The organism is Arthrobacter sp. CAN_A2, from assembly GCF_015752045.1.
Classification (GTDB): domain Bacteria; phylum Actinomycetota; class Actinomycetes; order Actinomycetales; family Micrococcaceae; genus Arthrobacter_D.
This window is the reverse complement of the sequence record NZ_JADOUS010000013.1, coordinates 1-23128: the sequence shown is the minus strand read 5'-3', so window position 1 is coordinate 23128 and position 23128 is coordinate 1. Positions and strand designations below refer to the sequence as shown.

The 23128-nt window shown below is 66.0% G+C and carries 19 protein-coding genes and 1 tRNA gene; 10 read left to right on the top strand and 10 right to left on the bottom strand.

The window, feature by feature from the left end:
- Positions 1–9: 9 nt before the first annotated feature.
- Both ispF and IWX63_RS14915 read right to left on the bottom strand, forming a co-directional pair.
- Entirely contained in the window at positions 10–1599 is a 1590-nt protein-coding gene (gene ispF / locus IWX63_RS14920) for a 2-C-methyl-D-erythritol 2,4-cyclodiphosphate synthase (RefSeq protein ID WP_199278944.1), read from the bottom strand.
- A 79-nt stretch (positions 1600–1678) separates the two neighbouring features.
- Positions 1679–2161, bottom strand: coding sequence for a CarD family transcriptional regulator (locus IWX63_RS14915; protein ID WP_043443336.1), 483 nt, complete (start codon positions 2159–2161; stop codon positions 1679–1681).
- Positions 2162–2416: 255 nt separating this feature from the next.
- Between IWX63_RS14915 and IWX63_RS14910 the strand changes: the two genes are divergently transcribed.
- On the top strand, positions 2417–2947 hold the full coding sequence (locus IWX63_RS14910) for a hypothetical protein (RefSeq protein WP_199278943.1): 531 nt from the start codon (positions 2417–2419) through the stop codon (positions 2945–2947).
- Positions 2948–3152: 205 nt separating this feature from the next.
- On the opposite strand, the gene IWX63_RS14905 is transcribed toward IWX63_RS14910, so the two are convergent.
- Both IWX63_RS14905 and IWX63_RS14900 read right to left on the bottom strand, forming a co-directional pair.
- On the bottom strand, positions 3153–3833 hold the full coding sequence (locus IWX63_RS14905; RefSeq protein WP_199278942.1) for a response regulator: 681 nt from the start codon (positions 3831–3833) through the stop codon (positions 3153–3155).
- Entirely contained in the window at positions 3830–5083 is a 1254-nt protein-coding gene (locus tag IWX63_RS14900; protein ID WP_199278941.1) for a sensor histidine kinase, read from the bottom strand. The genes IWX63_RS14905 and IWX63_RS14900 overlap by 4 nt, the downstream gene beginning before the upstream one ends.
- A gap of 171 nt (positions 5084–5254) precedes the next feature.
- Here IWX63_RS14900 and phoU point away from each other — a divergent pair, with 171 nt between their 5' ends.
- Entirely contained in the window at positions 5255–5914 is a 660-nt protein-coding gene (gene phoU, locus IWX63_RS14895) for a phosphate signaling complex protein PhoU (RefSeq protein ID WP_199278940.1), read from the top strand.
- An 81-nt stretch (positions 5915–5995) separates the two neighbouring features.
- On the opposite strand, the gene IWX63_RS14890 is transcribed toward phoU, so the two are convergent.
- On the bottom strand, positions 5996–6742 hold the full coding sequence (locus tag IWX63_RS14890) for a phosphoglyceromutase (protein ID WP_199278939.1): 747 nt from the start codon (positions 6740–6742) through the stop codon (positions 5996–5998).
- A 251-nt stretch (positions 6743–6993) separates the two neighbouring features.
- On the opposite strand from IWX63_RS14890, the gene IWX63_RS14885 reads away from it, so the two are divergent.
- Entirely contained in the window at positions 6994–7794 is an 801-nt protein-coding gene (locus IWX63_RS14885) for a class I SAM-dependent methyltransferase (protein ID WP_199278938.1), read from the top strand.
- Positions 7795–7802: 8 nt separating this feature from the next.
- Here the strand turns inward: IWX63_RS14885 and IWX63_RS14880 are convergent, their stop codons facing one another.
- From IWX63_RS14880 to IWX63_RS16845, 3 genes are all read right to left on the bottom strand, one after another.
- Positions 7803–8132: a DUF2516 family protein gene (locus tag IWX63_RS14880; RefSeq protein WP_199278937.1), complete on the bottom strand. Its 330-nt coding sequence runs from the start codon at positions 8130–8132 to the stop codon at positions 7803–7805.
- Between the two features lie 194 nt (positions 8133–8326).
- On the bottom strand, positions 8327–9565 hold the full coding sequence (locus tag IWX63_RS14875) for a trans-sulfuration enzyme family protein (protein WP_199278936.1): 1239 nt from the start codon (positions 9563–9565) through the stop codon (positions 8327–8329).
- 110 nt (positions 9566–9675) lie between these two features.
- Positions 9676–11442 (bottom strand): HNH endonuclease signature motif containing protein, encoded by a 1767-nt coding sequence (locus IWX63_RS16845; RefSeq protein WP_334685905.1) that lies wholly within the window; start codon positions 11440–11442, stop codon positions 9676–9678.
- 148 nt (positions 11443–11590) lie between these two features.
- On the opposite strand from IWX63_RS16845, the gene tmk reads away from it, so the two are divergent.
- From tmk to IWX63_RS14855, 3 genes are read left to right on the top strand one after another with little or no spacing between them, the layout of a single operon-like run.
- Positions 11591–12238, top strand: a complete 648-nt coding sequence (gene tmk, locus IWX63_RS14865) for a dTMP kinase (protein WP_199278935.1) — start codon at positions 11591–11593, stop codon at positions 12236–12238.
- A complete protein-coding gene (locus tag IWX63_RS14860; RefSeq protein ID WP_199278934.1) occupies positions 12235–13428 on the top strand; it encodes a DNA polymerase III subunit delta' in 1194 nt (397 codons plus the stop codon). The genes tmk and IWX63_RS14860 overlap by 4 nt, the downstream gene beginning before the upstream one ends.
- Positions 13425–15017: an alpha/beta hydrolase gene (locus IWX63_RS14855; protein WP_199278933.1), complete on the top strand. Its 1593-nt coding sequence runs from the start codon at positions 13425–13427 to the stop codon at positions 15015–15017. The genes IWX63_RS14860 and IWX63_RS14855 overlap by 4 nt, the downstream gene beginning before the upstream one ends.
- Positions 15018–15025: 8 nt before the next feature.
- On the opposite strand, the gene IWX63_RS14850 is transcribed toward IWX63_RS14855, so the two are convergent.
- Positions 15026–15844 (bottom strand): HAD family hydrolase, encoded by an 819-nt coding sequence (locus IWX63_RS14850; RefSeq protein WP_199278932.1) that lies wholly within the window; start codon positions 15842–15844, stop codon positions 15026–15028.
- 218 nt (positions 15845–16062) lie between these two features.
- Between IWX63_RS14850 and IWX63_RS14845 the strand changes: the two genes are divergently transcribed.
- The 4 genes from IWX63_RS14845 (at position 16063) to IWX63_RS14830 (ending at position 22698) form a co-directional block, all read left to right on the top strand.
- A tRNA-Thr gene (locus IWX63_RS14845) sits at positions 16063–16138 on the top strand.
- A gap of 685 nt (positions 16139–16823) precedes the next feature.
- The gene (locus IWX63_RS14840; protein ID WP_199278931.1) at positions 16824–19523 is read left to right on the top strand and encodes a DNA methyltransferase; all 2700 of its coding nucleotides are present in this window, start codon (positions 16824–16826) and stop codon (positions 19521–19523) included.
- Complete coding sequence (locus tag IWX63_RS14835; RefSeq protein ID WP_199278930.1) at positions 19520–21490, top strand: DEAD/DEAH box helicase; 1971 nt, start codon at positions 19520–19522, stop codon at positions 21488–21490. Before IWX63_RS14840 ends, IWX63_RS14835 begins: the two co-directional genes overlap by 4 nt.
- A complete protein-coding gene (locus IWX63_RS14830) occupies positions 21487–22698 on the top strand; it encodes a GIY-YIG nuclease family protein (RefSeq protein WP_199278929.1) in 1212 nt (403 codons plus the stop codon). The genes IWX63_RS14835 and IWX63_RS14830 overlap by 4 nt, the downstream gene beginning before the upstream one ends.
- Before the next feature lie 5 nt (positions 22699–22703).
- Here the strand turns inward: IWX63_RS14830 and IWX63_RS16960 are convergent, their stop codons facing one another.
- Positions 22704–22934: a helix-turn-helix domain-containing protein gene (locus tag IWX63_RS16960; RefSeq protein WP_199278928.1), complete on the bottom strand. Its 231-nt coding sequence runs from the start codon at positions 22932–22934 to the stop codon at positions 22704–22706.
- Positions 22935–23128: the final 194 nt, after the last annotated feature.

Here is a 23128-nt window from a genome sequence, read left to right as displayed (position 1 = left end):
CGGCGGGCCTCATTCTCCCGGAGCGGGAGGCGTCGCCCGTGAAGCGGACCGGACGACGACGGCGGTGGCGATGGCCGCGACACCCTCCCCCCTGCCTGTGAGGCCGAGTCCGTCGGTGGTGGTGGCCGAGATGCTCACGGGCGCCTGGGCGGCGTCGGAGAGCACTGCCTCCGCTTCGGCCCGGCGGGGTCCGAACTTCGGGCGGTTGCCGATCAGCTGGACGGCGATGTTGCCGATGTCAAACCCCGCCTCCCGCACGATCGCCGCGGCGGCCGAGAGGAGGGTGTGGCCCGAGGCCCCGGCGTATTCGGGGCGGTCGGTGCCGAAGTGCGTCCCGAGATCCCCGACGCCGGCGGCCGAGAACAGGGCATCGGCGGCCGCGTGGGCCACCACGTCGCCGTCGGAGTGTCCCGACAGTCCGCGCTCCCCCTCCCACAGCAGGCCGGCGAGCCAGAGCGGGGCCGTCGGCGCTGCGGTCCCAGGGCCGGTTCCGGCCGCTCCCCCGGTTCCGGCATGGCTCCCGGTCGGGCTCGCGGCCTCGGCCTCGGGCGCATAGGCGTGGACGTCGACGCCGATCCCGGTGCGGGGAAGGTGGAGATGATCACTCAGGTACACGGCTGCTCCTGCCGGTGGTCGGGATGGTGCTCGGGTCCGGGCGGATGCGGCTGTTCCCGGGGCCGGGTCGGCTGCGTCCGGCTCGCCTCGCACGCCGGGCGCGTCCGGCCGGCTCGGGTCCGGGACGGACGCGACGGCGTTGCCTGCTGTCCGTTGTGCGAGGACTGCTTCGGCGATGACGAGGTCGAGCGGCGTCGTGACCTTGAACGCGAGGGAGTCGCCGTCGACCACGCGTACCGCATGGCCCAGTGCTTCCATGAGCATGGCGTCGTCCGTGACGCCGGGGTGCGCTGCGGCGTCGCCGGCATGGGCCGCGCGGAGGGCACCGGCGTCGAACCCCTGCGGAGTCTGGACAGCCCGCAGCCCGGCGCGATCGGGGGTAGCTGTGACGAGGTCGCCGTCGACCACCTTGACCGTGTCGACCACCGGCAGGACGGGGATGACAGCCGGCGCCCCCTCCGCGACGGCGGTGGCGACCCGCCGGAAGACTGCAGGGGGCGTGAGGGCCCGCGCGGCGTCGTGGACCAGCACGACGCCGACCGTCGTCGGCAGGGCGTCGAGCCCGGCACGCACGGACGCCGTCCGCGTCGGGCCTCCCGCCACGGCAGAGATGCGGACCGGCGTGTGTGCCCCGGCGTCGTCGTGCGCGCTCCCCGCCGCGTCCGAACCCACCTCCGAAGCACAGCCGCTGCTGCTGGCGGCGAGTTCGGCTGTGGGTCCGGCACCCCCGTACGCGGGACCGGCACCGCTGCGCGTGGCCGCCTCCGTGACGACGGCGGCCAGGACCTCGTCGCCCTCGGGAAGCACCACGACGACGGCGGTGGCGACGCCCGACAGGAGCACGGCATCCAGTGCGTGGTCCAGTAGGGTGCGTCCGCCGCACAGGACACGGGCTTTGGGGATGCCATGGCCGAGGCGTTGCCCGGAGCCGGCGGCGACGATGACGACGCCGACCTCGGCCGGGGTGGGGGGCTGGGGATTCATCTCGGGCACTCCGTCACCCTATGACAGGGCAACAAAAAAGAGGGACCCGGGGGTCCCTCTTTCGTGGTCGGCCCGTCTCCTAGGAGGCGAGGACCTCGTCGAGAACACTTGCAGCCTTCTCTTCGTCGGTCTTCTCGGCCAGTGCGAGCTCGGAGATCAGGATCTGCCGCGCCTTGGCGAGCATCCTCTTCTCGCCGGCTGACAAGCCGCGATCGTGATCGCGGCGCCAGAGGTCGCGTACTACCTCGGCAACCTTGATGACATCGCCGGAGGCGAGCTTCTCGAGGTTTGCCTTGTAGCGGCGCGACCAGTTGGTCGGCTCTTCGGTGAACTCGGCACGCAGGACGTCGAACACATGCTCGAGGCCCTCCTTGCCCACCACGTCGCGAACCCCTACGAGGTCAACGTTCTCTGCTGGTACTTCAATCGTCAGATCACCCTGCGCCACCTTGAGCTTGAGATACATCTTCTCTTCGCCCTTGACGACGCGCATCTTGATCTCTTCGATCTTCGCTGCACCGTGGTGCGGGTAAACAACTGTTTCGCCGACCTCAAAAACCATGTGGACTTTCCCCTTTCCCGGGAATCAGTTTATCACGGCAACGACACGCCGATGGGCGCGTTTTCGCAGGTCAGAGAGCCGGAACACGCTGAAGTGGCTATCATTCGCCTCTTGACGGACCGAGCTTTAAGTGATCCTGTCCTGATGCTCGGGTGAAACCGAGACCACGATCGGACGGCGTTGCCGATAGTCTGTCCTGTAGGTCCCCTCCGGATTCCGTCCCTGCCCACCTGTTGAACCCCAGGAGTTTGTGCTGTGAATTTTGCACCGAAGAACCGAGTGCAGCAGTCCGTTGCTGCCGGCGCCGTGCTGGTCATGCTGGGCGTCTCCGGCTGCAGCTTCACCTCCGAGCAGTCGACGACGACGCAGTACGCGGCCTCGGACGGCATCGTGAAGGACCTCGGACCAGTCCTGCTGCGCAACCTCCTGATCGTGGGCAGCGAGGACGAAAGCGCGGGTCGGCTCGTGGGCACCGTGTTCAACACCAGCGATCAGCCCGTGGACCTGTCCATCCGGGCAGGCGGGGCTGAAACCAGCATCACCATCGAGGGAGACGGCGAGTTCAGGTTCGAGGAGGAGACTGCGGACGACACCACCCTCGAGGGGTTGGAGGACGTCCCGGGCTCCCTGGTCGACGTCGACTTCGAGGTCGACGGCGAACAGGCGACTTTCCAGGTGCCCGTACTCGACGGGACCCTCGCGGAGTACCGCGACTTCGTTCCCGGCGGCTTCACCCCGCGGCCGAGCGAGCCCGCAGCGACCGAAGAGGCAGCCGAAGGCGAGTAGCCTGCAGCCCCTGGACTGCCCGTACCCGATCGATCGGGTACGGGCAGTGTCATGTCGGGGGTCCTCCTGCGCCGACCCGCCGCGAGGAACGACGACAGCGCAGCCTGGCAGCCGGCGTCCACTGACCTGTCGCCCCACCGACCTGTCGCCACGCCGGCCTCTCGCCTAACGGAGGCAGGAGACCGGCCGGTCGAGGGCCTGCGGCTCAGGGCTCGAACTTGTAGCCGAGCCCTCGTACGGTGATGAGGTACCGCGGATTCGAAGGGTCGGGCTCCACCTTGCCGCGCAGCCTCTTCACATGGACGTCCAGGGTCTTGGTGTCCCCCACGTAGTCGGAGCCCCAGACCCGGTCGATGAGCTGGCCGCGGGTCAGGACCCTGCCCGAATTGCGGAGCAGCATCTCGAGCAGCTCGAACTCCTTCAACGGGAGGGCCACCTGGTTGCCATCGACACTCACGACGTGCCGCTCGATGTCCATGCGGACCGGACCGGCCTGGATGGTGTTCGAGATGAGTTCCTCTGGTTCACCCTGGCGCCGCAACACGGCACGGATCCGGGCGACGAGTTCGCGGGAGGAGTACGGCTTGGTCACGTAGTCGTCGGCCCCCAGCTCGAGGCCCACCACCTTGTCGATCTCGGCGTCCTTCGCGGTCAGCATGATGACCGGGACGCTGGAACGCTGGCGGAGCTGCCTGCAGACCTCGGTACCGGGCAGCCCCGGCAGCTGGAGGTCGAGCAGGACGAGGTCGGCGCCCGAGCGGTCGAACTCGGTGAGGGCGTCGAGGCCGTTGTCCACGACGGACACCTCATAGCCTTCCTTGCCGAGGAGATAGGACAGCGGGTCGCTGAACGACTCCTCGTCCTCAACGATCAGAATTCGACTCAAGCCTTGACTCCCTGCTCATGGGCAGCGCTGCTGCCCTTCTTCCCTGGTTTCCGCTCGGACGACGGGCCGGCACCGTTGCCGGCGTCGCCCGAGGCGGCGCTGTTGGTCGCGACGTCGTCGTCCACGCTCGCCTCCATCTCGGGCAGCCGGACAGTGAACGTACTGCCCTGCCCGGGCTGCGACCACACGGTGACCTCGCCGCCGTGGTTGGACACCACGTGCTTGACGATGCTGAGCCCGAGGCCGGTGCCACCGGTCTGGCGGGACCGGGCGGCGTCGATCCGGTAGAAGCGCTCGAAGACGCGTTCCTGTTCCTCGGGCGTGATGCCCACGCCCTGGTCAGTGACCGAGACCTGCGCGAGGCCGTCGCGGGAGCGGAGCCCGACACCGACCCTCGTGCCCTCGGGCGAATAGCGGATGGCATTGTCGATGAGGTTGCGGAAGGCCGTCATCAGCAGATCACGGTCGCCGTGCACCGGCGCGGAGACCGATCCGCCGACCACGATCTCGATCTGCTTGCTCTCGGCAGGCAGCTTGTTGCGGTCCACCGCTTCGGCGACGACGGAATTGATGTCCACCGGCTTGCCGCGGCGGACGACGTCCGCCCCCTGGAGGCGGGAGAGTTCGATGATGTCCTGCACGAGCGCTGACAGCCTGCCGGATTCCTTGTGCATGCGCTGGGCGAATCGACGGACGGCCACTTCGTCCTCGGCGGCGTCGTCGATCGCCTCGGCGAGGAGGGAGATCGCCCCCACGGGTGTCTTCAGCTCGTGGGACACGTTCGCGACGAAGTCGTTGCGGATCTCCTCGGTGCGGGTGATCTCCGTTCGGTCGTCCGCGAGGATCAGGATGTATTCAGCGCCGAGGGCTGCGACGCGGACCTGGACCACGATGGTTCCCTGGCCGAGGGGACCGCGTGGGAGTTCGAGCTGCTGCTGCTCGATCACGCCGTCGCGCCGCACTCGGGCGGTCAGATCAAGGAGCTCGGAGTGGACCACGGTATGACCGCGGACGAGGCCGAAGGCGTAAGCCGCAGGACTGGCGCGGACGACGCCGTCGATCGCGTCCACGATCACGTACGCCCTGCCGATGATGGAGAGGACCTCCGCTGCGCCGTCGGGCAGGGAGGGTTCGTCCTCGTAGAGGAGTCGGAGCCGTTGCACCTCGCTCGCGCGGAACGCCGCCATGCCGGTCACGCCGAGGGCCAGGCCTACCAGCCCGGCCACGAGCGTCAGGAGAAGGGGGTCCACGGACCTAGCTTATGCGCTGGCATTTCCGGTCCCGTGCCGTCCGGTGGCATTGGGCAAGGGGTTCAACTAACGTTCACACAAAGCGGAGAAACAGTTCACCGCTGGCTGGAAGGGTCGTCGGCAGAACTGTGGGAACGGTTCGATTCGAAACTTCCAGGGAAGGACGCCCACGTGCGTAAGGTTTTTCAGGCCGAGCTCCACCAGATCGGCGAGGAGCTCATCGAGATCTCCCGACTGGTGACCGAGGCCATCGAGAAGGCCAACAGCGCCTTCCAGGGCGCCGACACCGAGCTCGCGCAGGAGGTGATCGCCGCCGACGCGCGCATCGACTTCCTCCAGAACTCGCTCGACGAGCGGGCCATCGACATCCTCGCCCTCCAGGGCCCGGTGGCGTCCGATCTCCGCATGATCGTCGGGGCGCTGCGCATGAGCGCATCGCTCGAGCGCATGGGCGACCTCGCTCGCCACGTGGCCCAGCTCGCCCGGCTGCGCTTCCCCGCGAATGTGATCCCGGAAGGCATCCGCGCGACCTTCGACGAACTCGCCGAACTCGACGTGCAGATCGCAACGAAGGTCAAGGAGCTCCTCGAGACACGCAACCTCGATCTGAGCAATGAGATCGGCGCCGCCAACGCGCGGGTCAACGAACTGCATGCCAGCGTCTTCAAGGCGGTTGCGGCCGACGACTGGACCGAGAGCGCACCCACGACCGTGGACGTCACCCTCGCCAGCCGCTACTACGAGCGCTTCGCGGATCACGGCGTCTCGGTGGCCCGGAAGGTCACCTATCTCGTCACGGGAGAATGGCATCCCGTCGCTCCGCTGAACTGACTCTGCCCAGTACCGACGAACGACGGCGGCCCCGAGAGGGACCGCCGTCGTTCTGTTCGTGCGGGTACTGAGGTGCAGTGACTAGTGCTTGCCCTGGTTCGCGACGGCCTCGATCGCGGCGGCCGCGGCATCGGCGTCGAGGTAGGTGCCACCAGCCTTGACGGGCTTGAGGTCGTCGTCCAGCTCGTACACGAGGGGGATGCCCGTGGGGATGTTCAGCGAGGCGATGTCCTTGTCGCTGATGCCGTCGAGGTGCTTGACGAGGGCCCGGAGCGAGTTGCCGTGGGCTGCGATGAGCACGGTCTTGCCGGCCCTGATGTCCACCGTGATGTCCGATTCCCAGTACGGCAGGAAGCGCTCGAGGACGTCCTTCAGGCACTCGGTGCGCGGCACGGCGTCACCGAGATCGGCGTAGCGGGGATCGTCGGCCTGCGAGTACTCGCTGGCGTCGTCGAGCGGGGGCGGCGGTGTGTCGTAGGACCGGCGCCATTCCATGAACTGCTGCTCGCCGTACTCCGCGAGGGTCTGGGCCTTGTCCTTGCCCTGCAGCGCTCCGTAGTGGCGTTCGTTGAGCCGCCAGTTCCTCTTGACGTCGATCCAGCTGCGGTCCGCCGCTTCGAGGGCGAGGTTGGCGGTGATGATGGCGCGCTTCTGCCGGGACGTGTACACGATGTCGGGAAGGATGCCGGCTTCGGTCAGGAGGTGACCGCCGCGGGTTGCTTCCTCGCGTCCCTTCTCCGTGAGGGCGACATCCACCCAGCCGGTGAAGAGATTCTTCTCGTTCCATTCGCTCTGCCCATGGCGCAGCAGGATCAGTGTGTAGGTCATGGTTCTAGTCTGCCGTATCGTCCTGCGGCGGTCATGCGGCCGTGTCGTGTGACAGCGGGGCTCCCGCGGGGGCCCTCGGGGTCCGGGGTCTTTGCGCAGGCGTGGGTGCGCTCGGGGCATACGTGCGGGCCCGGGCCATCCGCGCAGACCCGGGGCAGTGCAACCCTTGGGGTCCGCCCAGACCCGGGGACGCCGGTGTGCGGCCGGCTGCCCGGCGCAGCGGCCCTCCTGCTGTGCCCTAGTGTTGATGGGTGCCTCCGCGTCCCCGTCACCCCAAGCCCCTGGGGACCATCACCCGCGGCACCACCAACCCCAACCGCCTGCGCCGTGTCGATCGGTGGCTCGCCGGCTCCCATGGTTCCCGTCTGCGCCGCGCCGCTGATCCGCTCGTGGTCGACCTCGGCTACGGTGCGGCGCCCGTCACCGCCGTCGAGCTGTTCACCCGTCTACGGTCGGTGCGCCACGACGTCGAAGTGGTCGGGATCGAGATCGACCCTGCGCGCGTGGCGGGCGCAGAACCTCTGGCGCGCCCCGGTCTGAGCTTCCGGCAGGGCGGTTTCGAGCTGCCGCTCGCCGGTCGGCGGCCCGTCATCGTGCGCGCGTTCAATGTGCTGAGGCAGTACGGCGAGGACGAGTACGGGGCCTACTGGGACGAGGTGCGTTCGCGCCTGGCGCCGGATGGCCTGCTGATCGACGGGACGTGCGACGAGATCGGGCGCCGCTCGACCTGGGCGGCCGTGGGGCCGGCGGGGCCGGAGTCGCTGAGCATCTCCCTGCGGTTCGGTGCGTTCGCGCTCCCGTCCGACGTCGCCGAGAGGCTGCCGAAGGCGCTGATCCACCGGAACGTGGAGGGCGAGCGGGTGCATGGATACCTGCAGGCGCTGGACCGGGCGTGGCTCGACGCCGCGGCCCTCGCGTCCTTCGGCAACCAGCAGCGGTGGGTGGCGACGTGCGCGGCCATGAGGGCGGCCGGCTGGCCGGTGCACGACGGGCCGTCGCGTTGGCGCCTGGGCGAGCTCACCGTGGCCTGGGATGCAGTCGCCCCCGGCTAGGGCTGGTGCTACCAGGGGCCGTAGGGGCCCTGGTTTCCACCGCGTCCCGAAGTCTGGCTGACCGCCGGCTTGACGTCGGCGAGGTACACACAGGCTGCGATGATGGCGACCAGCTGGAAGAGGTTGAAGCCACCCCGGCTGCTGAGCGCCGACAGCAGGCCGACGACGACGGCACCGCCCGTGAGGGCAAGCCAGAACCCCTTGGTCCGCTTGAAGGCGGCTTCGAAGGCCGTGCCCGGACGCCGCACGCAGTCGGCGAGGGCCCACACCTCGATACCGAGGGCCACGATGCCGAGGGCGAGGTACAAGTAGTACTGGATTGCGTAAACGAGAGCCACAGGATCAGCTTAGCGGGCTCGCCTCGGACGCGGTGCGGATGACGGCGCAGTCGGGGCGTCCGGCTCGTCAGGCCGTCGGCCCGGAACCCGTCGTCGTTCCCATCGTGTCCACCGTTGCGCCCGTTATCGGACTGGAACCTCTATCCCGCCCACCGAAAGGCTGGCATCGCCCGTCGTATCCGCCGTTGCGCCCGTTATCGGGCTGGAACCTCCGTCGTGTCCGTCGTGCCCGTCGTCGTGTTGGTGGGGTACCTGCCCGATGCGTGCCGCAGGGCCTTGTCGAGGTCTGCCCACAGATCCTCGGGGTTCTCGATACCGACGGACAGGCGGACGAGTGCTTCGGGGACGGTTTTCGGCTCGGCGGGCTGGCGGCGGCGCCGTTCGATGAGCGATTCCACGCCGCCCAGCGAGGTCGCCGGAAGCCAGAGGCGCACGGAGGCGACGAGCGCGTCCGCCGTCTCGACGTCGTCGAGCTCGATGCTGACGATCCCGCCGAAACCGTCGAACTGACTGGCGGCACGCGCGTGCCCTGGATCGGAGGGAAGACCGGGGTACCGTACGCGGCGGACACCGGGGTGGTCGACGAGGCGGTGCGCGAGGGAGGCCGCCGTGGCCTGGCTGCGCTCCATGCGGAGTGCGAGCGTGCGCAGTCCGCGCAGCGCGAGCCAGACTTCGAAGGGTCCTGCGATAGCGCCGTGGAGGGTGCGGTGCGCCAGCAGTCGCTCGCGCAGCGCCGGGTCGGTGGTGACCAGTGCGCCGAGGACGACGTCGGAATGCCCAGCCAGCCACTTCGTGACGGAGTGCAGCACGACGTCGACCCCGGAGGCGAGGGGCCGGTGCACGATGGGCGTGTTGAAGGTGTTGTCGGCGACGACGATCGCGCCGGTCGCATGGGCCGCCTCGGTCAGGACGGCCAGCTCGGCGACCTCGAGCATCGGGTTGGTGGGACTCTCGAGCCACAGCATCACCTGGCCGGCGTCGAACCGTGCGGCGAGCGCGGAGAGCTCCTCGATGACGCCTGCGGTGTCCGCCACGTCGACGGTGCGCAGCTCGAACCGCCCCTGTGCTGCGAGATCGGCGGCGAGGCTGAGCGACCCGGCATAGGCATGCCGCGGCATCACCACCGCTCCCCCGGTCGGGACGAGGGACAGCGCGGCTGCTGCTGCGCCGAGGCCCGACCCGAAGACGAGGGCCGGCAGGCCTGCTCCCTCGAGTGCGCCGAGCGCTTCCTCGAATGGATCCCAGGTCGGGTTGGAGCCACGGGCATAGACGCGGTCGCCCTGTACCGGGGCGCGTGTCTCGTGGTAGGTCGTGGAGAGCACGATCGGCGCGTTGACCGGGGCGTCGTGTTCGCGGGGAGGTCGGCCCGCCGCGACGGTGAGGGTGTCCGGGGCAAGCCCGGCGTGCAACAGGTCCTCGCGAGATGTCGTCATGGGGCCAGCGTAAGTCGGGACGGCGCGCGCCTGGAAAAGAGGGAGGTCATATTGGTCCGCGCCGTGTGGTCCCCCCGCCCGCCTCACCCGCCCGCCCGCCCGCTCGCTCGTCACGACGTCGCGCCAAGTGTGAGTTCCCGGTGCCTGTTCCGCCGTGGCGTGCGATCGGGGTCGAGGTAGGGCGGTGGCGTGAACCAGGGGATGCCGTGTTTCGTCTGGATGGTCCAGTTGCCCCGCTCGATGAGCCGGTGGTGGAACGAACACAGGAGGCACCCGTTGGAGACGTCCGTTGTCCCACCGACCGCCCACGGCGTGATGTGGTGCGCCTCCGACCAGACCGCAGGGACGGTGCACCCGGGGAAGGCGCACCCCCTGTCCCGGGCGACGAGTGCTCGCCGCTGCGCCACACCGAAGAGCCTTCGGGCACGACCGACGTCGAAGATTTCTCCATGTCCTCCCAGAACGATGGGGATGATGTCCGCATCACACGCGATCTTGCGCACGGTATGCGCAGTGACCGGACCCCCGAAGACGCTGTAGCCGCCCCCGGGATGCGGTCGTGAGACACCGGATGGGTCGATGAAGCCATCAGTCCCGGCATGGCGCTTCGACTGGTCATCCTGCCCGTCCTGCCATGGGTTCGCGTGCGCCCACCGACCCCCCTGCCGAGAGCGCCCGTCCTGCCCGTCATCCCTCGAATCGGCAGCCCGCCCGGACCACCCATGGGCTATTCTGCGGAGCACTCCACCGTCGTGCAGCTCCTCGACCAGAGCCCGATAGTCGATGGTGACCATCACCTGGGGCCGATGGCCGCCGGTGGCCGGCAGAGTATCCGTGGCCAGGGCAACCTGACAGGCACCGACCAAGCCGTCGAGGTGGCGTTGGGCCCGGGTCCTGCGCTCCCAGTCGGGCACGGAGTCATCCGGCGCCGTATCGCCCGGGGTCCCGCAACCCGGGACGGCGCCGCCCGGCCCGCTCGCACCCGGCACGCTTTCACGCCGGTCGCCGGCGCAGGCAGCGCCGCCCGGGTCATCTGGGCCGCCGGCCCTGGCCTCACCTCGCGGATCGAGTCCTCCTGGACCACCGCGCTCCCCCGCCGTTCGCGGGTTGGTGGCGATGTTCATGACGGTGAGGAGGTATTCGAACTGTTCGTCATCCGCCGCGACCTCGAGCCGGTGCAGCCCACGACGCCGACCCCGCAGGAACACGCCCTGCTGCGCCTTCAGCAGCCCCTCCGAGGGTTCGGCCCCGTCAGGATCGAGGGCTGCCTCCCAGCGTCGGATGACCACGTTCACCAGATCCGCATCGGATTCCGTGGCCTGCGCGGCCAGGCCCTCCTCCATCGCCTGGAGCTGCACGCCCGAGGCGACGGGCCGGACCCGTTCCACTGCATCGCTGATCCGGGTGGCGGTGTACGAACTGATCACGCCGGCCCTGAACGCGCCCCCGACGGCTTCGAGCATGGCAGGGCAGGTCTCACCCGTGACCGATTGCCGTGAAAGCACCCACTTCCCCAGGCGGATCCGCCGCTGCGCCTCCAGTCGCGTGATGCCCAGTCGGGCACGAAGATACTCGGCAGTGTCCCTGAACTCGTGACTGTCGCCGGGAACGGCCGGAGGACCACACCGGTCCAGCCCCCGGCGGGTTTCCCCGACCCTCGCGATCTCCTGCTGGTCAGCCGCGGCCGCACCGACGACCTGCAGGTACTCGACCAGCCGGGCAACGTGCTCGACAGCACCCAGCGCAGTAGCGAGACCGGCGGTGGAGGCCGGCCCGGCTCCCGTCCCGAACTGCTCGGCGATGGACACCAGGTGGGACCGCACAAGGCCCAGGGCCTGCACCGTCGTCGATTGCTCCTCTGCTACTGCTGTCGCCATGGGGAAAGCGTATTAGTACACGCGTTCGAATTATGAGGAACGGGCTGGTATGTGGACAACTTCCGTCCACCCTCTACGGGACGGGGTGCGCAGCACGCAACGCCGATCCCGTGGCCTCAATGTCACGGGCAATCGGTAGGCTGGGCGCGTGACCTCTCCCCTCCCGCACGGGCTTCCCGGGCTCTTCATCGCGCTCGAAGGCGGCGACGGCGCGGGCAAGTCCACGCAGGCCGCACTGCTCTGCACGGCTCTCGAAGCCGGCGGGCACACCGTGGTCCGCACGCGTGAGCCGGGAGGCACCCCCATCGGCGAGAAGCTGCGCTCGCTCGTCCTCGAGCACGGACACGGCGAGATCGATGCGCGGACCGAAGCCCTCATGTTCGCCGCCTCGCGGGCGGCCCACGTGCATCAGGTGATCGTGCCGGCGCTGCAACGCGGCGACGTCGTCGTGTGCGACCGATTCATCGACTCGTCGGTCGCCTACCAGGGTGCAGGACGCGGTCTGGGCACACAGGCCGTCCTGGACGTGAACCTCTGGGCCACCGACGGGCTCCGCCCCGACCTCACCGTGCTGCTCGACGTCGAGCCCGCGGAAGGCCGAACCCGCCGCACCACCGGTGCGGCTGCCGAGGACCGGCTCGAGTCGGAACCCGACACCTTCCACGCCAGTATCCGTGCGGCCTTCCTGGATCTCGCCCGCGCGGAACCCGACCGGTACCTCGTCCTGGCCGCGTCGGGCACGCCGGAGGATCTTCACCGCTCCATCCTCGGCGCCCTCCCCCGGGTCTCGGCATGAGCGCCGTGGCGCACGGCCTTCCCGCCTCCGGCGTGTGGGCCGACCTCCGCGGACAGGAACAGGTGGTCGAGCAGTTGCGCCGTGCCGCACAGTCCGGCACACCGACGCACGCCTGGCTCTTCACCGGTCCGCCCGGCTCCGGCAGGTCCAACGCCGCCCGCGCCTTCGCTGCTGCCCTGCTCTGCGAGCGGGAGGCCCTGAGCGAGAGGGGATGCGGCACGTGCAAGGCCTGCCGGACCGTCCTCTCCGGGGCGCACGCCGATCTCACCAACGTCACCACCGAGAAGGTGACGATCAGCATCGACGAGGCACGCGAACTCGTCCGCAAGGCACAGGACAAGCCGTCGACCGGACGCTGGCGCATCATCATCGTCGAGGACGCCGACCGCATGCAGGAGCGCAGTACCAACGTGCTGCTCAAGGCCATCGAGGAGCCGCCGCCGAGGACTATCTGGTTGCTGTGCGCCCCGAGCCCCGGCGACGTGCTGGTCACCATCCGCTCCCGGTGCCGGTCCGTCGGACTCCGGCTGCCCCCGGTGCAGGACGTCGCCGACCTGCTCGTGGCCCGCGACGGGATCGATGCCGCGACGGCCGAGGCCGCCGCCCGCGCCGCCCAGAGCCACATCGGCATCGCGAAGAGGCTCGCCACCGACGACGGCGCCCGCGAGCGCCGCAACCAGATCGTCCGGCTCCCACTGACGCTGCGCTCGGTGGCCGGTGCGATGCGGGCCGCGGCGGACCTGGTGAAGCTCGCCGAAGCGGAGGCGCAGAGCTCCTTCGAGCAGCGCGACGCCGAGGAGAGGACAGCGCTGCTCGCCACCCTCGGGGCTCCGGAGACGGGCGTCCTGCCGCCGTCGATGCGCGCACAGATCAAGCGACTCGAGGACGACCAGACGCGGCGGGCCAAGCGCTCGAAGAACGACTACTTCGACCGCGCGCTGACGGACCTCATCTCCTTCTACCGGGATGTGCTGATGCTCCAGGTCGCCAGCGGGCAGATGCTCGTCAATGAGCCGTTGAGGCCCGAACTGGAGGAGTTCGCCCGCCGGGAGAGCCCGGAGGACACCCTTCTCCGGCTCGAGTCCATCAATGAGGTCCGTACCCGGCTCGTGAGCACCAACGTGTCCCCGCTGCTCGCGATCGAAGCGATGACGGTGAGCCTCCTGTCCCGGAAGGACTTCGACCGATGACCAGCGGACCGCTCCACCCCCTCGCCACCGGCCGCCGGAATCCCCTCGGCCGTGCCGTCGCGCTCCTCACCGCGTCCACCGCCGTCGTGCTGGGGCTTTCCGGATGCATGCTGCTCGCGCCCGACAACCGGCCCGATCCGCCCGCGGGCGAGCTGGAGACGGCCGACCCGGCGGCGATCGGCGATGTGGACCCGGACCTCCGGACCTTCTACACGCAGGACGTGCGCTGGGAGGACTGTGAGGAATCGTTCTCCTGCGCGACGATCGAGGTGCCGCTGGACTACACCGACCCCGGTCGGGACACCATCGAGATCGCGGCGATCCGAGCCGACGCCTCCGGTGAGGCCCAGGGGACGATCCTCGTCAACCCGGGCGGACCGGGCGGCTCGGGCTTCAATATCGTGAAGGACTCCCTCGACTACGTCACGAGCGAGCGGCTGCGGGAGGACTTCGACGTCGTCGGCTTCGACCCCCGGGGGGTCAACCGGTCCAGTGCGGTGGAGTGCTACACGGACGCCGAGCAGGACGAGGCGCGGCAGGAGAGCTACCCGGCGGAGGCCTCCCCCGACGAACTCCTCGACCTCATGACGGTGGACGCCGAGGAGTTCGCGGACGTGTGCGCCGAGCGCACCGGCGAACTGCTGGGTTTCGTGGATACCGAGTCGGCAGCGCGCGACATGGACATCCTGCGGGCCCTGGTCAGCGACCAGAAGCTCAACTTCCTGGGCTTCTCCTACGGGACGCAACTCGGAGCGACCTACGCGGAGCTGTTCCCCGAGCGGGCCGGACGCCTGGTCCTCGACGGCGCGATCGATCCGTCGCTGAGCAACGAGAACATCACCCTCGGCCAGGCCGACGGCTTCGAGAAGGCACTGCGCGCCTACGTCGCCGACTGCCAGCAGGGCGCCGAGTGCCCCTACGCCGGGACGGTCGACGACGGCGTCCGGCAGATCCAGGACCTGTTCGCCGCCGTCGAGCGTGAGCCGATGACGGCGGATGACGGACGCATCGTGCCCGTCTCCACCTTCGTCCAGGGCTTCATCCTGCCGCTGTACGACAACGGCAACTGGCCCGCGCTGACGCAGGCCGTGTCCGACGCCCTCGACGGCGACGTGTCCGGCATGCTCTATTTCGCGGATCTCTCCGCCGAACGGACACCCGACGGCACCTATGCGGGTAACTCGACGGCCGCCTTCCTCTCCGTCAACTGCCTCGACTACCCGATGACGAGCGACCCCGCCCAGATGCGCGCCGACGAGCAGGAACTCATCGCGGCATCACCCACGTTCGGCCGGTTCCTCGCGTTCGGCGGGGTGACATGCGCCCCGTGGGAGTACTCGCCGGTCCTCGGCCCCGCTCCCGTGGACGCCGCGGGCGCCGACCCGATCGTCGTGATCGGCACCACCGGCGACCCGGCGACGCCATACGAGTGGTCCACGGCGCTGGCAGGCCAGCTCGAATCCGGCGTCCACGTGACGTGGGAGGGCGAGGGCCACACCGCGTACGGCCGGTCCAACGACTGCATCCGCGACCTCGTCGACGACTTCTTCATCGACGGCACGGTCCCGGAGGACGGCGCCCGCTGCTGAGGAGTTCCTCAGCTCCGCTGCGAGACGCCGCGGTCCTCGAGGGTGCCCGCAGGCGGCAGCTCGACGGATCGGAGACCCGTCGTCGGATCGCGGCGCGGCGCGGCACCGTCCGCGGAGGCGTGGCGCGGCTGGGCATCGACCGCCCCTGACCCCAGCCATCGGGGCAGGTGGCACATGGAGGGCAGGACGACGTCGGCCCCGGCGAGCCGCAGTTCGGCCTCGGGGTGGGCGCCGGTCAGGACTCCGACGACGCCCCCCGCACCCGCACGCCGGCCCGCGATGACATCCGACGTCGTGTCCCCCGCGACCAGCACGGAGCGCACGTCCTCGATATCGAGGGCGAGGACCGCGGTGAGGATGATGTCGGGGTAGGGGCGGCCGCGGCCGGCGTCCGAGGGGCAGAGGCTGAGGTCGGCAAGCCCCATCCAGCCGAGGGACTCCAGGATCATGTTCTGGGTGTGCCGGCCGAATCCGGTGGCGAGGCAGATCTTGAGCCCGGCCTCGCGCAGCTCGAGGATCGCCTCCTCGGCGCCCGGGATCGGCTCCACTCCGTGGCGCGCCAGCAGCTCGTCGTATACCGCCTCGAAGGTCCGGTTGACCTGGGCCGCGGCGGCGACGCCGGGGAACAGATGACGGAAGACGAGCTCTTTCGAGGTGCCCATTTCCTGTCGGGCGTACGCCGTCATCGCGGCGAAGCGCCCGCTACCCTCCTGGACCCCGTGCGAAGCGAGAGCGCGCGTCAGCGCTTCCTCCTGCAGGCGGCCCTCGTCCACGGTGGTTCCGGCCATGTCGATAACGGCGAGCGTGAATGAACGGTCCATTGTCATGCGACATCCCCCTTGGTGGCCGGCCCGCACCGATGCGGGACAAGGCTGCTGCCCATGATCTCCGACGCCGCTGACGCGTCATGGTCCGGGAAGCTGCCGGCGCGTGAACTGTCGGCGAACGGCCGGGCAACGGCACCATTTTGACCGCGGGCCGACCCCTCCTATAAAGTTGTGACTTGTGGATCGGCACCGGGCATCATCGGAGGCCAGGAAGCATTGCCTCCTTAGCTCAGTCGGTAGAGCGTCTCACTCGTAATGAGAAGGTCGCCAGTTCGACTCTGGCAGGAGGCTCCACTGAGAACCCGCTACTTCCGCTTGATACTGAGGAAGTGAGCGGGTTTTCTTGCTTCGAGGACGCCTCGGTGATTCCCGTCCTTGCCCGCTAATTCCCGTTCGTTCCCGAGTGAATCGTCACTTTTTCGTCACTTCCCTTGTGAGGCTCCACCTTGACAGTGGCATGGTTCTGTTGGCTTGCGCTGCCTTCGGGAGGGGGCGTTCCGTCGATCCATAAGACCAACTACGCGGCTAGAGTGTCAGACTCTCTCGCGCGGCTGGCGAGTGGCCATTGCCAGTGGGCGACTTCCACCGCGTGCGTCCTCGATCCTGGCCTCGGCCTTTACATGGTGACGCGGGGGCTTGCGTGGCGGTTTGGGCCCGGCTAGTCGGATCTAACCCGTTATGTTGGGGTATGCACCCGATCGCGGGCGAGCAAAGAGGAATGACGGCCTGCAGCCGAAGCTTGGGGATCGGCTGGCGATACGCCTCCAACCTCATCGCAGTGTGGAACGCGGCCCGCGCGCGGATCGCTGACATGGGAGCGCCCGCCCCCAAGACAGTTCACCAACGAAAGTTTCAGGACAACGAGGTCGATGGCTGGGCCCGAGGCTCCTCCGTAGCAGTACACGAACAGGACCCACAGGCATGGGCCGCCACTGTTGGCAGCCGCTGCTGTGATCAGGAAAGTAGTAGAAGGAATGGCGTGGTAAAGCTCAACCTCAAGGCAATCGAACAGCGTGTCGCTCCACTGGGCGGGCGCGAGTCATACGACCGCGAGATCATTTTCGAGATGCTGCTTGCCTACGGCCGTTCCCAAGGTAACGTCACTCGCCTCCGCAACGGTTCTCTCAACATCGCCAATGACAAGGCACGTGAGATGGCTCAGAAGAACGTCGTCTACTTCCACGAAACAACCGGCGACCCGCTTGCAGTGATCGAGGCATTGCGGACCGCGCCGACCGTAGTGCGCTACAATACCCGCTTTGTAATCGTCACCGACTACACCGAGCTGCTTGCTGTCGACACAAAGACCGGCGAGAACCTCATGATCCCAATCCGGGAGGTCGACAAGCACTTCACGTTCTTCCTGCCCTGGGCCGGCATGGAAAAGGCACAGTACGTTGCCGAAGCGCACGCCGACGTCAAGGCTGCCGAGCGAATGGGCAAGCTCTTCGACGAGCTGCTCGCCGCAAATCCGCACCTCCTTGACGAACCAAACGGACGACACGCGCTCAACGTCTTCTTCACCCGGTTGCTGTTCTGCTTCTTCGCCGAGGACACAGGGATCTTCACCGAGAGCCAGTTCACCAACGCCGTCGGCTCGCACACCCAGTTTGACGGCTCCGACGTTGCGGAGTTCCTCACCCAACTCTTTACCGCCCTCGACACTAAGCATGCGAGCGACAAACCAACCCACTTGTCCGGGTTCCCGTACGTCAACGGACGACTCTTCACTGTGACTGCCGCTCACGTAGTTCCAACGTTCACGAAGAAAGCCCGAGACTTGCTCATCGAGTCCGGCACGCTGATTTGGCGTGAGATCAATCCCGACATCTTCGGGTCGATGTTCCAAGCGATCGTCACTCCGGGCAAGCGTTCAGACCTGGGGCAGCACTACACGTCGGTGCCGAACATCCTAAAGACTATCGAGCCGCTGTTCCTCGACGCGCTGAAGGAAGAGTTTGACGCTGTCTACGACAACCCGAAAAAGCTTGAGGCGTTACTCAAGCGCATCAGCGCGATCAGAATCTTCGATCCCGCTTGCGGCTCGGGCAACTTCCTCGTTATCGCGTACAAGGAGCTTCGCCGTTTGGAGCACGCCATCCTCGAACGCCTCGCCGACCTCGACGTCAACCACCAGGTGCTGTACGCCGAGTCCAAGATCAACATCGAGAGCTTCTACGGCATCGAGATCGATGACTTCGCCGTCGAAGTCGCCATCCTCTCGCTGTGGATTGCCAAGCACCAGATGAACGCCGAGTTCAAAGAGAAGTTCAACCTTTCAATCCCGCTGATTCCACTGAAGGAGACCGGTCGGATCACCCAAGGAAACGCGACCCGCGTTGACTGGCGGAACGTATGCTCAAACAATGGCGTTGACGAAATCTACCTGATTGGAAATCCCCCCTATAAGGGGGGCAAATCACAGAATAGGGAGATGAAAAGCGATTACCCGTTCGTATTCGGCAATCGTCCCTACTCCAAGGACCTCGACTACATAGCACTCTGGTTCATTAAGGGAGGCGACTACATCAGAGGAACGAAGGCTGAGTTGGCGTTCGTCACTACCAATTCAGTTGCGCAAGGTGAGCATGTTGGTCTAATGTTCCCGATGATCTTTGCGATGGGCCTCGAGATCGGGTATGCCTACACCTCGTTCAAGTGGGAAAATAACGCTAAGCGCAACGCCGGTGTCACCGTAGCAGTCATCAACCTGCGCACGAAACGCGCAGGCGCGAAGTACATCTACACCGACGGTCTCCAAATAGAAGCGACCAACATCAACGGGTACCTCGCTGATTCGTCGAACATTTCGATGAGGCGCCAGATGAAACCGCTCTCGGCACTTCCAACTATGGCGCTGGGATCGGTGCCGAAGGATGATGGGGCTCTCATCCTGGAACTGCAGGAATTGACCAACCTCCTCGAAACCGTGCCAAGCGCGTCGGACTACGTCAAGCGTTACATGGGGTCAGTTGAGTTGATCAATGATAGAGAGCGGTACTGCCTCTGGGTCACGAGCCAATCGGCAACATCCGTGGAATCGATCCCTACGCTCAAACGCCGACTGGATCATGTTCGCGAATTCCGATCGATGAGCACGTCGACAAACACGAGCGCACTTGCAAATGCCCCGTATAGGTTTTGGCATATCGCCTTCAGGGAAACCGAATCAATCATTGTGCCACGCGTATCTTCGGAGCGTCGTGAATACATCCCCATGGGCTATCTGGGAACAGACACGGTGATCTCCGATGCCGCCTACGCCGTGTATGACGCCGAGCCATGGGTTTTTGCGTTGTTGACGTCGCGGATGCACATGGTGTGGACCCGCGCTGTTGGTGGCCGGATGAAGACGGACTACCGCTACTCAAACACAATCGTCTACAACAACTTCCCGGTGCCGCTTCTCTCAGATGCAGTGAAAGAGCGCCTCACCACTGCAGCGCTGAGAGTGCTGGATGTACGCGAGTATCACTGCGAGAAGACGCTTGCTGACCTTTATGACCCTGACCTGATGCCTGCGGACCTTCGGGCCGCGCACGCAGAGGTCGACGCGTTGGTCGATTCGGTCTATTCCAAGCGGGGCTACGAGTTGGACGAGCAAAGATTGTCTGACCTCTTTGTTATGTATGAGGCGATGACGGAAGCAGACACCTCGAGGGGGAGCAAGAAGAAGTGAATAAGCCGCTCAATGTTGTTGATGTGACGTACGCTCGCACGGGGGCGTCAGTGAACACCGACGCGATGGGGATGCGAGAGATGCAGCAGCGCGTCTTCGCCAAGCGCGACGCGCAGCACCTGCTTGTCAAGGCACCGCCCGCGTCGGGTAAGTCTCGTGCGCTCATGTTCGTGGCGTTGGACAAGCTCTACAACCAGGGACGCAAGAAGGTCATCGTCACGGTGCCGGAACGGTCGATTGGTGCGTCCTTCTCTTCGACGAAGCTTTCTGCTTATGGGTTCTTCGCCGATTGGGAAATTAAGCCCGAACACGATCTCTGCACACCAGGATCCTCCGTGGGCAAGGTCGACGCGTTCTTGAAGTTCCTTGAAGGCCCGGATGCGACGCTGGTCTGCACACATGCCACGTTACGGTTCGCGTTCGAAAAACTCGCGCCCGTACTGTTCAACGGAGTTGTGCTCGCGATTGACGAGTTCCACCACGTCTCCGCCGATACTGAAGCCAACCGGCTCGGGGCGCTTCTGAGTGACGTCATGGCCGGCTCGGATGTGCACATAATCGCGATGACCGGCTCCTACTTCCGCGGCGACTCCGTTCCTGTGCTTTCTACAGAGGACGAGGCGAAGTTCACCCCGGTCACGTTTAACTACTACGACCAGCTCAATGGGTACGAACACCTCAGATCCCTCGGTATCGGCCACCACTTCTACCAGGGGCGCTACACCGACGCGATCGGGGAGGTTCTCGACCTAAACAAGAAGACCATCGTCCACATCCCGAACGTGAACTCCGGCGAATCCACGAAGGACAAGATCGAAGAGGTCGGGTTCATCATCGACTCGATCGGCGAGGTCGTAGAGACCGAAGACACCGGCATCATTCGGATACGACGCAGCGACACCGGCGAGGTCCTCCGGGTCGCGGACTTGGTTGACGACGCAGACCAGAGAAAGCGCGCCGAGACACTGCACTACCTCTCAACAGTCGCATCGAAAGACCGTGACGGCGTTGATATCATCATCGCGCTGGGAATGGCAAAGGAAGGGTTTGACTGGCCCTTCGCCGAGCATGCCCTCACAGTCGGCTACCGCGCCTCCTTGACCGAGGTCATCCAAATCATCGGTCGCGTCACCCGCGATAGCCCGGGCAAAGAACACGCGCAGTTCACCAACCTCATCGCCCAGCCCGACGCGGCCACAGATGAAGTGAAGTACTCAGTGAACAACATCCTCAAGGCGATCACCGCGTCACTGCTGATGGAGCAGGTCCTCGCACCGAACTTCACGTTCAAAACCAAGACCGGCAATGACGATGCCCCCAAACCTGGCGAGCTGCAGATCAAGGGCTTTAAGGAACCCTCCACCGAGCGAGTCAAGCAAATCGTCGACACCGACCTGAACGACCTCAAGGCCACGATCCTCCAGGACGACACCTTCGCGAAGGCGGCCGCCGGCAGCCTCGACCCCGAGGTCACCAACAAGGTGCTAATCCCCAAGATCATCCGCGAGCGGTACCCCGACCTTGACGAGGCCCAAGTCGAAGAGCTGCGCCAGCAGGTCGTCGTGGACTCCGTCATCAAAAACGGTGAGGTGCGCACAGTCGGCGACAAACGATTCATCAAGATGGCCGAGAAGTTCGTGAACATTGACGACATCGACATCAACCTCATCGACTCCGTCAACCCCTTCCAGCGGGCGTTCGAGGTCATGAGTAAATCGGTCACTCCGAGCGTGCTGCGAATCATCTCCGACACCATCACCGCCACCCGCATCGAGATTTCTGAAGAAGAAGCCCTCGTGTTGTGGCCCAAGCTTCAGGTCTGGGCGAAGGTCAACGGTCGCAAGCCGGATGTGCGCAGTGACGACCCGACCGAGAAGCGTTACGCCGAAGCGCTGCTATTCCTACAGAAGAAGAAGCAACAACACCTCGCGGCCCAGCGAACTGCACAAATGGCTGATGAATCATGAGCGGCTCTGACCCCAAACACATCAGCAGCGAACCACTTGCGTCAGTGGTGGATTTTCAGTGGCTTATCGACTCAGACGTCGACGGGTTGCTGGAACTTGCGGAGAAGCCGCAGAAGGTCACGTCGAGCGATCGGCTGGAACGAGCCTTCCTAGAGATCGTGGAGTTTCGTCGCACCCGCGACAGGATTCCCAGTTCGACGACACGTGAGATTGCTGAGCGTAAGCTCGGGGCCCGACTCGATGGGATCCTCTCCGATGAGGAAAAGGTCGCCGCGCTAAAGCACCTTGATGAGTTCGGATTGCTGGAGACGACTGCCGCGCCCGCCTCCATTGACGACCTGCTTGGCAGTGATGACTTTGACCTGCTTGGTGATGATTCCGGGTTGCTGGACGTCTCGGAGTTGCCTCAGCGCAAGCTTCCGGATTCGCCGGACTCAGTTGCGAAGCGGACGAAGGCTGAGGAGTTCGAAGCGTTCGAGCCGCTGTTTCGCGCTAAGCATGCTGAGCTGGCTGACGGTACCTATCAGTTGATTCCGTTCCCTGGGATGCACACGATTGAAGCGGGCAACTTCTTTGTCCTGAACGGCGTGATGCTCTTCGTTGCGGAGGTTGGAGAGACGACTACCTTGGCAGTCGGTGGTAAGCAGCGTCAGAAGCAGCGGCTGCGAGTGATCTTCGAGAACGGCACCGAATCGTCTATGTACCGGCAGTCACTGTCGATCAGGCTCTACGAGGCCGACGGCCAGGCGTTGGCACGTGCCGGCCATGATCTCAACGAGGTGGGCGACGTCGATGAGGAGAGCGGACACATCTACGTGCTGCGCTCCCGCAGCAACGACCCGCAGATCGCCTCCACGCAGGACCTCTATAAGATCGGGTTCACCCAGCACAGTGTGGAGCAGCGGATTGCGCATGCCGCCGATGCGCCGACTTACCTGATGGCGCCGGTGGACATCGTCGCGGACTACCGCACCTACAACCTCAAGCCGTCGGCGCTCGAGCACCTACTGCACCGCGTGTTTGCCGAGGTACGCCTCAACATCACCCAGATCGACACGAAGGGCCGCCAGTACGATCCGTCCGAGTGGTTCGTCGTGCCGCTGAAAGTGATCAACCAGGCGATCACCATGATAATGTCCGGCGAGATCGTCGACTACGTCTACGACGCCTCACGCCGCGCGCTCGTGCCCCGTCGAGGGGAAATTTAAGACGACTATTGCTTCGCGCCAACCCGAACAAGAGGGGCGGTTTTGGGACGGCCTCCCCTTTGCCTGGCTACTTCGCGAGGTATCTGTAAGCGTGCGACGGAGACGCCTACGGCGTCCGCGATCTCCTGTGGTGTCATGCTCCCCTGCTGGTGAAGTTGCTTAGCGCGGTCGATCTTCAGGCTGTCCAGCAGCTTCGGGCGTCCACCGTTACGTCCGGGAGCACAAGCTGCTACCAATCCTTATTCCCCGCGCATCGGCTCACCTCGTCAGATCTCAACTTGACCGATGATCCGTGTGGACATTCTGAGTTTGTGAAGGTTATACACAGAATAGCAGCTTGGTGTCATAGCGTCGTAGCAACAACATAACTGGATAGAGGGAGTTGCCTGGTGGGACGCAGGGCTTTGACGTTCTCGGATCGGGCAGACAT

Bases quoted from the DNA above. Each gene is read 5' to 3' on its own strand.
- IWX63_RS14915 (WP_043443336.1), bottom strand. From the start codon at position 2,161: ATGGTTTTTGAGGTCGGCGAAACAGTTGTTTACCCGCACCACGGTGCA.
- ispF (WP_199278944.1), bottom strand. From the start codon at position 1,599: ATGAATCCCCAGCCCCCCACCCCGGCCGAGGTCGGCGTCGTCATCGTC.
- IWX63_RS16845 (WP_334685905.1), bottom strand. From the start codon at position 11,442: ATGGCGACAGCAGTAGCAGAGGAGCAATCGACGACGGTGCAGGCCCTG.
- IWX63_RS14855 (WP_199278933.1), top strand. From the start codon at position 13,425: ATGACCAGCGGACCGCTCCACCCCCTCGCCACCGGCCGCCGGAATCCC.
- IWX63_RS14830 (WP_199278929.1), top strand. From the start codon at position 21,487: ATGAGCGGCTCTGACCCCAAACACATCAGCAGCGAACCACTTGCGTCA.
- IWX63_RS14860 (WP_199278934.1), top strand. From the start codon at position 12,235: ATGAGCGCCGTGGCGCACGGCCTTCCCGCCTCCGGCGTGTGGGCCGAC.
- IWX63_RS14875 (WP_199278936.1), bottom strand. From the start codon at position 9,565: ATGACGACATCTCGCGAGGACCTGTTGCACGCCGGGCTTGCCCCGGAC.
- IWX63_RS14850 (WP_199278932.1), bottom strand. From the start codon at position 15,844: ATGACAATGGACCGTTCATTCACGCTCGCCGTTATCGACATGGCCGGA.
- IWX63_RS14890 (WP_199278939.1), bottom strand. From the start codon at position 6,742: ATGACCTACACACTGATCCTGCTGCGCCATGGGCAGAGCGAATGGAAC.